Origin of the sequence: Pseudomonas sp. PS02303, from assembly GCF_029959925.1 — a bacterium.
Classification (GTDB): domain Bacteria; phylum Pseudomonadota; class Gammaproteobacteria; order Pseudomonadales; family Pseudomonadaceae; genus Aquipseudomonas; species Aquipseudomonas mandelii.
In genome coordinates this window covers 46,054-59,449 of the sequence record NZ_JASCOM010000010.1, presented here as the reverse complement: position 1 = coordinate 59,449, position 13,396 = coordinate 46,054, and the positions used below count along the sequence as shown (strand labels likewise).

Annotated in this window: 9 protein-coding genes; all 9 read left to right on the top strand. The window is 54.2% G+C overall.

From position 1 onward, the window contains the following. The first annotated feature begins 8 nt into the window (after positions 1 to 8). On the top strand, positions 9 to 365 hold the full coding sequence (locus QMX98_RS04925; protein ID WP_013100898.1) for a hypothetical protein: 357 nt from the start codon (positions 9 to 11) through the stop codon (positions 363 to 365). Further along, on the top strand, positions 358 to 1,005 hold the full coding sequence (locus tag QMX98_RS04920) for a DUF4400 domain-containing protein (RefSeq protein WP_102685506.1): 648 nt from the start codon (positions 358 to 360) through the stop codon (positions 1,003 to 1,005). The genes QMX98_RS04925 and QMX98_RS04920 overlap by 8 nt, the downstream gene beginning before the upstream one ends. 87 nt (positions 1,006 to 1,092) lie before the next feature. Continuing rightward, positions 1,093 to 1,878, top strand: coding sequence for a thioredoxin domain-containing protein (locus QMX98_RS04915; RefSeq protein ID WP_102685507.1), 786 nt, complete (start codon positions 1,093 to 1,095; stop codon positions 1,876 to 1,878). Beyond that, positions 1,875 to 2,162, top strand: coding sequence for a type IV conjugative transfer system protein TraL (gene traL / locus QMX98_RS04910; protein ID WP_013100901.1), 288 nt, complete (start codon positions 1,875 to 1,877; stop codon positions 2,160 to 2,162). Before QMX98_RS04915 ends, traL begins: the two co-directional genes overlap by 4 nt. Further along, positions 2,162 to 2,803 carry a TraE/TraK family type IV conjugative transfer system protein gene (locus QMX98_RS04905; protein WP_013100902.1) on the top strand — a complete coding sequence of 214 codons (642 nt, stop codon included), beginning with the start codon at positions 2,162 to 2,164 and terminating at the stop codon, positions 2,801 to 2,803. Before traL ends, QMX98_RS04905 begins: the two co-directional genes overlap by 1 nt. 177 nt (positions 2,804 to 2,980) lie before the next feature. Continuing rightward, entirely contained in the window at positions 2,981 to 4,021 is a 1,041-nt protein-coding gene (locus QMX98_RS04900) for a type-F conjugative transfer system secretin TraK (protein WP_147811270.1), read from the top strand. A gap of 12 nt (positions 4,022 to 4,033) precedes the next feature. After that, complete coding sequence (locus tag QMX98_RS04895) at positions 4,034 to 5,350, top strand: TraB/VirB10 family protein (RefSeq protein ID WP_147811271.1); 1,317 nt, start codon at positions 4,034 to 4,036, stop codon at positions 5,348 to 5,350. Between the two features lie 10 nt (positions 5,351 to 5,360). After that, positions 5,361 to 5,861 (top strand): type IV conjugative transfer system lipoprotein TraV, encoded by a 501-nt coding sequence (gene traV / locus QMX98_RS04890; RefSeq protein ID WP_147811280.1) that lies wholly within the window; start codon positions 5,361 to 5,363, stop codon positions 5,859 to 5,861. A 130-nt stretch (positions 5,862 to 5,991) separates the two neighbouring features. Further along, positions 5,992 to 13,386 carry a DUF4165 domain-containing protein gene (locus QMX98_RS04885; protein WP_282410355.1) on the top strand — a complete coding sequence of 2,465 codons (7,395 nt, stop codon included), beginning with the start codon at positions 5,992 to 5,994 and terminating at the stop codon, positions 13,384 to 13,386. Positions 13,387 to 13,396 lie beyond the last annotated feature (10 nt).

Below are 13,396 nucleotides of genomic sequence, written 5' to 3'. Positions count from 1 at the left end.
AGCAAAAAATGACTGTCTCGATTCCACTAGAAATTCAGCGGCTCACTGGCCTGGATGAGGCCTCAACAACTCGACTGCGCACGTTTGACCTGGAATGGCGTTGTGGCACGCAATTCATCTTCAAGATGCTTGAGGCGGGCCATAAACCCGAGGTAATTGGTGCGGCCCTGATTGATGTGCTGGTGGCCTACCAGCGTATGTGTCGCGAGGGCATCAGCGACTTCATTCGGCTCCGGGTGGTGCTCGGCCACATCCTCCAGATCCTCACGAGCTACGGCAACGCCCCTGCACCGGATGATGTTGTCTTGTGGTGCGAAACAACCAATGTCCCGCAACCTATCCGGGAGTTCCTGATCAATGGCTGAGATGCTTGAAGAAAAGTGGCCAAAAGGCGTTATGGCCTCTATAGCGTTCTTCTTCGTCCTGATCCTGATGCTGGCAACCGTTGCGCCGAACAAGCTGGTGGATACGGTAATGCTGAAAGAGCGGAAATGGGGCATCGAACTGCTTGGCGATTCCGACATGGATAAGGTGCTTGAAAAGACCAATCGCTACTACTCGGCACTTGTCATCGACTCCGGGGCAAAAAAGGTTGTCTCCGACATGCTGATGCCTCGAGGCGGCACCGTGGATGCCTTCGAAAAGAACGTGGATTGGTGGTTTCGGTATCTTGAGTCCCGAGGTGAGGCCGTCCAGAAAATCATCTACCAGATGGTTTACCGGATCGTTTTAACGCTTTACTGGCTGCCACTGCTGATCGCGGTTCTGGTGCCGGCCATTTACGCCGGCTGGATGCGCTGGAATGCCAAGCGGCATGGATTCGACTACTCATCACCGTTCTTGAACAACAACGCCGCGATCGTCCTGTCATGGGGCGGAATGCTCATCGTGCTCAGCGTGTTGATGCCTCTACCTTTACCGCCGCTCGTTATCTCAACCTTCATCGTCATCATGCTGCCTGTCGTGCTGTCCGTGCTGATCAGCAACCTGCCAAAGCGCATTTGAATTCTGACCATAAAACCGCCTGAAAACGGAACTTTCAGGCTGCGTTTATCCGCAGAATGCCCCTAACACCACGACAGGCTGACCCTTATGGCAACGAAAACGACACCCTCGAAAACGATCCCTTTTGCTATTGCTATCACAGCCCTTGCCACTGCTCTGGTAGTTGGCTCGTACTACCACTTCACCACCATGAGCCAGCTACAAGGCCAAGTCAAAAGCCTCGAGGGTGAATTGTCTGTTGCGAAAGCACAGGCAGTTGACCCCGCCGCGATCCAAGAGATTGTCGATAACCTCAAACAGCTTCCAGAAGATGATATCCCCGCAGCTCCGGACAACTGGATCTATGGATCTTCATCTGCTCGGTACACGCTCGTCGAGATGACGGATACGGAATGTCCTTACTGCCGCGATCACTTCCCCCTGCTGAAAGCGCTTATCGAGTCGTCAGCGGGGCAAATCAATGCCGCGATTCTCCATGTCCCAGCCCTTGGAGAGGCCTCCCGGCGACAAGCCCTGGCCATCGAGTGTGCTGGTGAGCAAGGTGGCTCAGATGCTGCCTGGAAGTACACCCAGACGGTGTTCGATAAAACCGGTGGCAACGGCAAGGGAGTTTCGGAATCGCTCGTGTCTCTTGCGACCGATCTTGGCCTGGATGGGAAGCGCTTTGCAGCCTGCACAGACTCGAAGCAGGCCATCGAGCGAGTAACTGGCGATCTCGATCAAGCCATTAAGCTGGGCATCCAACAGACCCCTTCGACCCTGCTCCTGGACAACCAGACAGGTATGTCGATGGTCCTCCAAGGTGCTAACGCTAGTCATGAAGGCATCCTCAAAGCGATAGCCAGCCTCAGCAAAGCAGGGGGTGGCAAGTGAGTGAGCCAATCAAAATCCCGGCATACATCGACCAGCCGCCGCACGTGATGTTTTGGCGTTTGGATGAGGTCATGCCGATAGGGATCGGTTTGGTTGCAGGCGTTCTTCTGGCACAGCTGATTCTTTGCACAGTGGTAGGTCTCCTGCTCGCCCGCTTCTATCGGCGCTTCTGCGACAACCGCCCTGACGGCTATCTGCTTCACGCTATTTACTGGCACTGGGGAGCTATTGGCCGGAAGAGTGTGCGATCCATGCCCAATTCCTACGAGAGAGAGTTCGTCTGATGCTTTTTAAGTCGCTTAGCAATTCGTTCGATGGCATGCGGGGAGAAAATCAGTTCTTGCGCATTGCCGTTGCAGGCCTTGTATTGAGCAATCTGCTGGTGTCTTGCTCTGCTCTCAACAAGGATGAAGTGGTCACTGTGATACCGCCTACCCTGACTGAGACCGCCTGGGTCAGTAAAACGCAAAGTTCCGGGGAGTACGCCGACGCATGGGCTCTTTACATCGCAATGATGCTAGGCAACGTTACCCCGCATAATGCCTCTGTCGTAAAAGACGCCCTGGGGCCTATCCTCGACAAGTCGATCTATCAAGATACGATGAAGGTTCTCGATACTCAGATTCATCAGATCCGCCAGGATCGAGTGACCCTGAGCTTCGAGCCGCAGAAAGTGCTCCGCGATAACCTCAACGAGAACAAGTTCTACGTTACTGGTCGCTCCGTAAGCGAAGGGCCGGCGGGCGACAAAAAGCGTAGCAACCGAACCTATGAGTTCGAGCTTATGATCAAAGACTACAAGCCTGTACTGAGTTGGGTTAGTACGAACTCTGGGGATGCTCGAACCCAGGATGTGGTTGATCGCGAGAACAGCAAGGCTGAGAAACAAGCAGAGCGCGAGAAGAGAAAGAATCAGCAGCGCTAAGCTGAGGCGAAAGAAGCCCATGTCAATGTCTTTGGCATGGGTTTTTTGTTGGTATCGCGAGTCCGCGGCTACAAAAAATACCCCTCCGTTTTCAGACGCAAAAGCTGCTTGAAAACGCAACTCAAGCGGCTGAATGGCCTCCAGAATTGACGACATCTCAGAGCAGAGGTCGTCTCGATGTCACTTCCAGTTTCCCTCCATTTCTTCAAGCCAGCTGCGCTCGTAATGGCTATGGCTGCCGTAATGCCTGCTATTGCGCAGGAGCAGATCCAGATTCCAGGCATGAACATGCCAGTTGCAGCCAGCACGCAGCCTCAAGCGGTTGCCAAGCCTACGCCTTCTCCTGAGAGCGTTCCTGAACGACAGGAAGATCCTCAGGAGGAAAAGAAACCACGTTTGGTTGCCATTACTCCCGGCTCTGCTGAAAACCCCAGCGTGCCTGCCAGCGTTGTGAAGAAGCCCACTCCTGTTCAGCCCGTCGAGTCTCGTCAGGATGTGGTCGTTGCAAGCGGCACGAACACCCTGATTCCGATCAGCAGAGGCCAAATCAACCGTCTGGTTACGCCGTTCGATAACCCTCATATCCAGACGGTAAGTGAGGCTGAAATTTCTACAAGCGGAAACGTCATCTACGTCACGACTCAGGATGAGAAGCCGGTGACCATGTTTGTCACCCCTGAGGACGATGAGTCTGTCGCCATCTCCCTGACGTTGCTGCCTCAAGGCGTGCCTCCCATCCAGGCGAACCTGATCTTGGCAAAAAACGTACAAGGGCTGGCGAGCGGAATGCCAATCACCTCGTCGACGAACTACAGCGGCCAGGCGCGGAAGTGGGAGCGCTCTCAGCCCTATATGGACACTCTTCGCTCCCTGATGCGCGAGATGGCGCTAGGCAAGTTGCCGCGTGGATACAGCTTCGGTGCGCTTACCAGCGGCAACAAGATCCCCGCCTGTGCGCAGCCAAGCCTCAGCTTCGATTTCAGCAAGTCGCAGTTGATCGAGGGCCATGACTTCCGAGTCTTCGTGGCCACCGCCGAGAACGTGTCGGCCAGAACCGTTGAGTTCGATCACGGCTCCTGCACGCACCCTCACCGAGCAGCTGTAAGCGCATGGCCAGATGAGGTGCTTGAACCTGGTCAGAAAACAGAAGTGTTTGTAGTCACGCGGGTTCCGACTGAAGTACCGCAAAGCTCCACTCGTCCAAGCCTGTTGCAGTAAGGGGAACCATCAGTGAAAGCGATTCAGCAATTCCTCGAAAAACTCACGCCCAGAGGCAAGCTGATGCTTGCCATCGGTGGGACGGTTCTGGTCGTGGGTACTATCGTTGGCGTCGCCATGAACGCGGCGAGCCCCGAGCGCAAAGCGCGCGCAGCGGCAAAACCACAGGTAGAGGCCATCCTCACCGATGAAGACCCACGCGCGTTGGGCTTGGACTCCATCGCCAGCCAATTGCGACAGCTACAGGCGCAGCAAAACCGCCTTGAGCGAGTGATGGGACAGAAAGAAAAGGACGTTCAGCTCAAAAATACGCAAGAAAAAGTGAGCGGTCTGGAGCAAGAACTCCAGCTGCTTCAGCAGGAGCTGGCGCGGGTTGGACGCGAAAAGAAAGGCACTGGTGAGGGTAGTGATACCTCGTCGAGTAGTTCGACAGCCACCCAGGCGAGATCCCCTATCCCCCCTCGTGAATCAGCATTCATCAACAAAGCAACGAGCTCGCCAGCAGATCTGACTGACGTTTATTCGAACCTTCCACCTGAGCAACCGGAAGACCCCAAATCACGATCAAGCGAGAAAAAGGAAACGCCTAAGATCCGGGTGATAAAGGGCAAGGAAGACGAGGGGAAGAGCGACAAGCCTGAGGAGCTTTCTGTGACCCTGCCCGCTGGATCGATCCTGTCTGGCGTTTTGGTCACAGGTATGGACGCGCCAACTGGAAAGCAGGCACAGCGCGACCCCTTCCCGAGCCTGATCCGCATCAAGAACGAAGCAATCCTTCCTAACCGCTTCAGGGCTGACTTTCGCGAATGCTTTCTGATCGCCGGCGGCTGGGGTGACCTCAGCTCGGAAAGAGCCTATTTGCGAGCTGAGCGCCTGTCGTGCGTACGCAATGATGGTTCGGTGCTGGAGTCCAGCCTGGAGGCTTACGCAACAGGCGAGGATGGGAAGGCAGGCATCCGCGGCCGTCTAGTCAGCAAGCAGGGCCAAATCCTCGCAAGAAGCCTTATGGCTGGTTTCATGCAGGGGGTCGCAAGCGCGTTCAACGTTCAAAAGGTACCGACAATCAACGTCACTCGCGCTGGCGATAACGGCGACACCGTTGCTCCTGTTTACGAGCAGGCATTCGATAGCAACGCACTTCAGTCGGCCGGTTTCAGTGGAGCGGGCACGGCTCTTGAGCGAATCGCCGATTTCTATCTCGAAATGGCTGAAAGCATTTTCCCTGTTATTGAAATCGACGCAATGCGCGATGTTGACTTTATCGTCAACAAAGGCATGACCGTTAAGTTCAATGCAGCAACTCTAAAAGTCAATGACGTAAACAATTAAGGGAATCATGATGATTAAGCAAATTATCCTTGTATGCGCAATTACTGCATTGACTACCGGCTGCACAAATTTTCTTAACGTAGGCTCAAGTGAGTACGCCTGTAAAGGCATGCCAAATGGCGTTACTTGCATGTCCGCCAAAGATGTTTATTCGGCAACTGAAGGTGACGACTACAAAACCCAACTGAAGCAAGAGCAAGAAGGCGTTGAGGCCGACAGTGGTAAATCAACAGGCACCGGCACGACGCGCGTGCTTATCGCTGAGGGGTCGGACAACGCCCCAATGCCGATGAGAGCAAGAAATCCCCTTCCGATCCGTTCGCAGGCTGTAGTTATGCGTATTGCAGTTGATCCGTGGGAGGATGAGAAAGGCGATTTGTATGTTCCAGGCTTCATTTATACCGAGGTAGAAGCGCGTCGTTGGGAGATCGGTGCACGAACCCCCCAGGCAACACCAACCTTGCGTCCCCTCACAATCGTTCAACCGCCACAGGCTAATTCTGCCAAGTAGAACATTAAACGAAGTGCCGGCGGTTGAGCAGAAATGCGCCTTGCGAAAGCAGGCGCATTTGGTCGTTTCAAGACCTAACAAAACATACTCTAAGGTTTCGCTTGCCAACGCGAGTTAAAGGAGTTCCACGATGGGTACGACAAAGACCCGAGGGCCATCGTTCCTCAATAAAGTGAGTGGTGCGCTTCTGGGCGCTATCGCTTTGGCCATTGTCCCAGTCAATGGTGCGTATGCCGATCTTGTTAAATACGGCTATACGAACAGTGCAGGGATTAAAACCAATACAGAGCCAGGCACAGGGTTTATCAACCCCTCCACTGGCATATCGTTCATGGTAAGCGGTGGTATTGACCGAAAACTGCGCATAGCGGTGACTGCTAACGGTGCTGCCACACCTGTCTTCGCAAAGGAAAGCACCAAGGTGCTTGGGGCTAGCGACGTTATTTCTTACAACGGTGAGAACTACTATGCCGAGGAGTTTGTCAGTCCGAAGCTACCGGATGGACGCTACACCGTAAAAACAGAAATTCTGTCCAGCGCTGGGGCTGTTGTTCAAACTGAAAACGTTCCCCTCGTTATTGATACCGCTGGCCCAATAGCTGGGACATTTGCCCCGCGCCCATATACATGGGGCGATCCCGTTCTCACTGGCGAAGTTTGGAAGCTCGGCCTTGCAGCAATCGATGCTTTGACATATTCGAGCTTCGTCTTGGACGGTTTCTCTGACCCGTCGGGAATTAGCAAGGTTACCGCTAAAGTCTATAGGGAGTCTGGTGCTCTGTATAAAGAGCATAATGTTCTGTTTTCTGAGGAAAGCAAAACAGCCTCGATTCAGTACAGGACAGACTTCTTCCCTGACTCTGACTTGGATGAGGTTTTCGGGCTTGAGTTTGTTGTCACCGACAAGGCTGGCAACTCTACGGTAACCAAGCGTCAGAAGGTAATGTTTGACAACATTGCCAACGCACCAACTGAGCCGTTTGGTGTGTATGACCCAAGTGTGTCAACCACTCTCGCGCCCGGCCTAAAGGGGTTTGTTCCCTATGTCGCCGGATCTTATGTCAAAACTAACCCAATACGGCTTGCATGGAGAATCCCAAAGAGCAACTGGCACACCTACCGGCAGGGCGGTATACGCTTCACAAACAGTTTTGGAGAGAACCAGATTGTTGGCGAGGATTCGGTCTATGTTTACCTTGTCGGGTCGTTGCCATATCGAGCAGAGGACAATAACTACATCAAGTTCTCTAACTTTGGCGAGTGGGGCTCACAAGGAACTATCCGTTATGATTTAGTATTGCACCCCTCTGCACCGAAAACTCCCGTCATCAGCCGTATCGAATATTACTTTAGCGACAAAGGATGGCTGAGCTATTCGAGCAGGGTAGTCTCTCCTGAGGAATTGCCTGTCACGATCACGAAAGTTCGGTACACCGTCGAGGCACGCCCTTTTGATCAAGTGGCTACTCACATGGGCACATGTACTATTCCTGCCGGGCAGACCCAATGCGTAATCGCAGTCACCCGCCAGTTGAGCAAAGGCACCTCTGGATATCTTCATGATCAAGGCGTGCTGAAAAGTGCAGACGGCACGTTGAACGCAACGGGCCAGTGGGCTAACGTCTGGTGGAACGATCTTTATCTTCCAGTTCTGACTTATACCTATAACGCTTCGGAGATGATACTGACCCTCAACGTCAGGCAGCCGCAGCAAGGCGCGTATCAAAACTATCTTCGTCACAACACGTCATGGCTGGAAAATACTAGCGGGTCGGCACTGAGCGTTACCAAAAAACTTACATCGTCATCTGGTGAGTATTTTGAATACGAGTTCGATCTGAAAACCCTACCGGAAGGCTCCCATGATCTTGTTGGTGTTGCTAGCGAAAATCTAGGCGCAATAACGAAGCTACCTCTTTTCAAGTTCCAGAGCGATCGGACAAAACCAGTTGTTACGGTAAGCAAGGGTGCGAGTGATTCTATCGATACACTCGACAAAATCACCTTCACGGTAACTGACAATAAAGACCCTGCACCAAAGATTACATCGATTAGCTTGACTGGGGGGCCGGCTAACGAATCGATTGCACTTTCGTTTCGCAAGCTCAATGCGACTACCTACGGTCTTGAGTACCCGATCCTATTCCCATCCTTAACGGCTGGAGAAAGTTATACGCTCAGAGTCAATGCGCAGGACTCACAACAGAACAAGGGTGTTGGCTCAACCACGTTCCTCTACAGCCCTAAGATGGCTGGGATCGTTGGTCATGTAAACGGTCTCGTTAATATCCCTGCGGTGCCAAAAGAGTTCAATCGTAACGATGGCTCTGTGGTGATAAACAGCGAACAGCTAAAGCTTGCAGACGGTACGCCAGTTTCTGGTGTTTATGATCTGCTGGCAACGCTCAGGTCTGACGCAGCAACACCTCTAAAGATTGGCGGTGTTCTCGTCAATCCGGGAGCAACGGTAACAATTAGCCAACTCAACTTCACCAGTACCGGCGGTAAGATATCGCTACCTGTTGTTCCGGTAACTCAGGGAGCTACCGGAAGTAATGGTGTGATCATTTCTACCTCCGCGCCGAATGCTCCTGTGGTGTATGCCGATATCAATACCTGGATGCCCAAGGTCACGCTTGGCATCAACAATAAGAATCCTGTACAGGCAATGACTGACACCACGGTAAAGCTGTCCGCTTCAGCTAGCAGCATTTGCCCTCTAACGACATCTTCCGCGGTGGCAAGGTCTGCCGATCCCATCAAGTCGCCCATCTGCTTGCTTGAGTGGACGAGCATTCCCCGAGGCCTTCAGCAAGTAGAGGTTTCCGGTGCACCGCACCCGGTCACTCAGCTGACAGGGCGAGTCCTCGACGCAGGCCAGCAGAAGGTTGCTTATTCCCTCTATGTATTCAACAAGGGTACGGAAAAGGTACTGCTGAGCAGCGGTGAGGAAATACTGAGCGTCAAAGCTGCGACCGGCTCAACAACCTTCATCCAATCGCTGCATGAGAAAAGTGTTACTCGTGCGATTGAGACTGCATCCGTCACCATGACGCAGCGCTCGGGCCCAACGTGTTCGATCACTGGTGATGACGCAGCGGCAAAGAGTGCTGGCATGAGCGGCGGTGCCTTGAAGTGCTTGATTGAGTTCTCGGTCATCCCGAAAGACCTGAGCATCAAAGCGCTCGATCCTCTTGAGTTGACCGGCGTTTTCACCCGTTCCGGGCAGCACCCGATCCGCTGGACGGCTAGCGTCTACGACACCACCGGGAAAAAGATCACCCTCGAAGAGGGGCAATCGGTCATTCAGGTAATAGAGCCGCCTGTAACAACGAAACTGACGGTCAGCGTCAACGAAAGCTCATCGGTGGACGCAACTCCCATAGAGGACTTCCCGGTAGCGTGGGAGAAGAAAACCTATTCAGTTCTGTCGAGCCCGTCCCAGGGCTCTGTAGTCGCGACCCCTACCGGGTTCACCTACACCCCGAACACTGGATACGTTGGCCCCGATGAGTTCAGGTACCGCGTGCAAGACGTGTCTGGGATGAAGGCTGAAGCCACCGCGGTTGTGAATGTCGCGAAGTTCAATTACGCCCCTACCTGGACGGGAGTAACCATTCAGGCCCGTGAAGGGCAAGTGAGTGACCAGGTTGATCCTGAGGTGCATGACATCAATCTCTGGGACAGCCATACGTTCAAGATCCTCACGAACCCGACGCACGGGACTGTCCGTGTGTTCTATGGCCGTATGGAGTACACCCCTAATCCGGGTTTCTATGGGGAAGATTCGTTCACTTTCAGCGCCACGGATCAGGAAGGGCTCAGTGTAGAAGGAGAGGGGAAGGTCACTGTTACTCAGTTCAATTTTGCACCAACGGGTATCACCCCTTCGACAGTGAAGATGTATGCAGGAATCGGTGGAACGGCCGATCTGAAAGTGATCGATCCGAACAACTGGGGCTCGCACACCTTGCAAGTCGTCAAACAGCCAGCACATGGCCACGTGACGGTGGAGGGAATGAGCATCACCTATAAGACCGATGGCCAGGCTGAAACCTCAGTACAGATTCGTGCCATTGACCAGGATGGCCTCTATGTCGATCAAGATGTTGTCCTGAAGCTTTCGCCGGCCTGGGAGATGTTCAAAGACCGCGAAGTTCAGCCTACCTCGGTGGCCCCGAGCATCCCGGCCGTGAAGCACCAAATGACGACCCGTTTGGGTGCCTATGCGCTCCGAATTCCCGACCAGGAAGTGATTCAGGCTCTCGGCGGCGAGATCATCGCCATCGTCACGCCTGACTCGAAAGTTGGGGTGACACTGGAGCATCGTGAGCTTTCTCAAGGCACTGGTATGCGTCTGGTACCTACGAAAATGACTGCCGATCTGCTGGAGGCCCGTTTAGGTGGCCTGGATGTTGGGGTCGATGGCCAGGCGCTGGTCTATCTCAGTCGCGCCGATATGACCGGCCCTGTCTATTCCGTGCCGGTAACCGTATGGGCTCCGGAGGGCGTACTGACGGCTGATGCATGGGAGATTCTGCAAGCGTCCGGCCGTGCTCAAATCAGCTTCAGCCCGAGCAATGGGGCATGCAGCATCTTGACCAGCGAAGCTGTCGCGAAGCCGAAAAATGCACTTCAGGATCGTGCTTGCTACGTCACTTGGACGAAAACCCCCGATGAATGGCGCAACGCTAGTACCTTGGCCAACCTGATGATGGATGCCGGCGGGAGTTCTTTGGGAAACCAGACTATCGAGGCTACCGCCTATGTGTTTGACCCTAGCGGCGTGAAGCACAAGGTTGCGAGCTTCACTCGTGACCTGAAGATCCTTCCGGTTGCAGGTCAGATCCGCTTTGGCCTGAAGCCAGCACCGGCAGAGGCCTATCAGAAGGTGCAGCAACTTTCCTTGTTGCTCCGTCACACGGATGGCCCTGTGTGTGATGCAACGGCGAACGAAGGCGTTGCGAAAAAGACGGCTCAGCAATGGTCGAGCCGCCCATCGTGCCTTATCCGTTGGATGCAGATGCCAGAAGGCATGGCCCAGCAACGCAACACAGTCACGCCACTCGCGGAAGGAACAATGACCCTGCTTGGAGCGAACAACATCTCCTGGAAGGCATCCATGTTTACGCCGAGTGGTCAGGAAATCGATATTGGCTACGGAGAGCACACCGTAAACGTGATCGAGCCGCCGGCAATCGAAATCGATATGCCGGCAAGCAACCTGGTGAAAGAAGGGCTGTATTCGGTCTCACAACTCGGCGGCTATGTTGGTAGCGCATCAGTGACTGCAATCGCAGCTTCCTTGGACGTGGCGATCAATCGGGCGGATGCAGTGATCGAACGGTCTACGATTCCGAGTTACGGTCGTGCCCAGCGGTTTACGCGCTACATCGAGGGGGCCGAGGCTCCCCTGTGGAGCGTAACGCCATACTCCGTTGACGTTGGATACACCGCGTTGCCAGAGATGAGGTCGACCAAAACCGCGTCACTCCTGGCGGTCCCTCACGACAAAATTCTCCCTGTCATTCTCAACGACGAGAGAACTGTCCTGGATACGGTCAGCCTTCCAATCCGCGTGGCCATCAAAGACACCCGCTACATGGAGGATGCATATCGGCTGAGCAGCATGGGCGACTGGGATATTCGCCTGCTTTCGACAACTGCCGGAGTGAATTATGAGCCGATGACAAACTGGGAGCCCATCGACGAGAACGGGGAGGTTGAGTTTGAGATCGATCTACAATCGTTGACGAACAAAGCGGTTCGCATCATTGCTGAAGCGCGTGTTCGCTCCCCTGTGCCGGAATACGAGCTGACTCGGGAGTCGGGTTCGCCAATGGTGCTCTCCGTTCTCAACGGCGAATCTCTCGATGGTTCAATCCAGGCATTGCGGGTTATCGGCCCAGCTCCTCTTCGCAGCAGCTTCTACGCCGTCACCAACGATCGCTACCAGTCAGGAGACCTTGGTGACGTGCGCTGGGAAATGAGCAAGGACGGCGGCGTGACGTGGGAGGACGTTGAGGCCAATGCCAAGCTGCCGCAACGGCTCAGCATGGTCTTTCAGCGGGGTACATATCTGCTGAGGGCAGAGTTGACGAACCGCCATAGCGGCGCGAAATCCATGACCCCTACCGTTGAAGTTATTGCCTATGTCGTGCCCGTTGCCCGCCTTAAAGGCCCAGCAAACGTGTTTATTGGTGATAGCGGTACGTTCACGCTCACTGACCTCAAAGGTAATGCGCTCGATACGACCGGAATGGTTGTGGAATGGTCGGAGGATCGCGGTAAAACCTGGGCCGCTGGGGAGGGCTCCTACCGGCTGAGTCGCAACTCTGCTGATCGTGTGTACCTCACGGCCAGGCTGAAATACTCAGACTCACCAGAGGATAAGCGCGTCTACAAAACCCTCCGCGCAGGCGTTGCGTTTAGACCTGTCCGGCCGCCTCGTGTCCAGATCATCGGGCCGCGCCGTCCTGAGGTAGGAAAGGAAGCTACCTGGGTCGCCAACTTGATGATGCCGTACCCGAAAATGGATATGACAATGGATGGTGAGTTCATCCTGCCTGATGGCACAGTCGTCGACTCCACTGAGGTGAAGTACACCCCAACTCGGGAGGACATGGAGAAAGAAGAGAGTTACATCAGCGTCCGATCTTGGATCAATGGGTATGAGGATCGAGGCGGTTTGGGCCTAACTCAGCACCGTCTTATTTTCTGGTCGTACGACTGGCCTGAGTGGAAGATCAACACCAAATACTCAGCCAAGTATGCGCCGGCAGACTTGACCATGACGGCTCGCTCTCTTGGCTTGTTCCGAGAGTTCGAGGGCTTGACCATCGAGTGGGATATCCCACCCTACGCCGGCCTCGAAATGATCAAGGACTCCAGCCAGACCAGTCGCATCGTTCGACTGACTGAGCCGGGGATCTACACATTCGGTGCTCATATCACCGACTCGCGGGGCAACTACAGCTATGCCGAAACAGAGATGGAGTTTTTGGAGCCAATTCCGTGGGATGTGAAATTGTCCTGGAGTGGGGATAACGACGCGAATCGTGCCCCGCTGGGCGTTCTGATCCGACCATCAATCACCGGCGGGCATCCCAAGGATCAGATACTCAGCAAAACGTTCAGTCTCAACGGGGAGACGCTATCAAGCTCAGGGGATTATGGGCGAGCGACCCTTGAAGAGGAGGGCGTGTATACGGTGAAACTGGATGTCGCCAGCGCAATGGGGCACACAGCAACAGGCCAGGTTGACATCTCGGTGGCAAGGAATAAGCCCCCGGTCTGCAAGCTGGAGCTTGTGGTCGGTCGAACCTCCTGGCTGGCAAAAGCCGTTTGTACTGATGAAGATGGCCGCATGGCCAAAAACCTTTGGTTCATCAATGGTGAGCAGCAGGCTCTCAGCTCAAACAGCATCTCTGTGCCAATGTGGCGTTATCCAGATGGCGAGCCGGTAATTACGCTGGTAGGTATCGATAACTCCGGCGCGGAATCGCCTCCAGTCTCCAACAAGTAAAAGAGAAGGG

Excerpts from the sequence above, each read along its gene's own strand:
- QMX98_RS04925 (WP_013100898.1), top strand. The coding sequence starts at position 9 with ATGACTGTCTCGATTCCACTAGAAATTCAGCGGCTCACTGGCCTGGAT.
- QMX98_RS04920 (WP_102685506.1), top strand. The coding sequence starts at position 358 with ATGGCTGAGATGCTTGAAGAAAAGTGGCCAAAAGGCGTTATGGCCTCT.
- QMX98_RS04915 (WP_102685507.1), top strand. The coding sequence starts at position 1,093 with ATGGCAACGAAAACGACACCCTCGAAAACGATCCCTTTTGCTATTGCT.
- QMX98_RS04905 (WP_013100902.1), top strand. The coding sequence starts at position 2,162 with ATGCTTTTTAAGTCGCTTAGCAATTCGTTCGATGGCATGCGGGGAGAA.
- QMX98_RS04900 (WP_147811270.1), top strand. The coding sequence starts at position 2,981 with ATGTCACTTCCAGTTTCCCTCCATTTCTTCAAGCCAGCTGCGCTCGTA.
- traV (WP_147811280.1), top strand. The coding sequence starts at position 5,361 with ATGATTAAGCAAATTATCCTTGTATGCGCAATTACTGCATTGACTACC.
- QMX98_RS04885 (WP_282410355.1), top strand. The coding sequence starts at position 5,992 with ATGGGTACGACAAAGACCCGAGGGCCATCGTTCCTCAATAAAGTGAGT.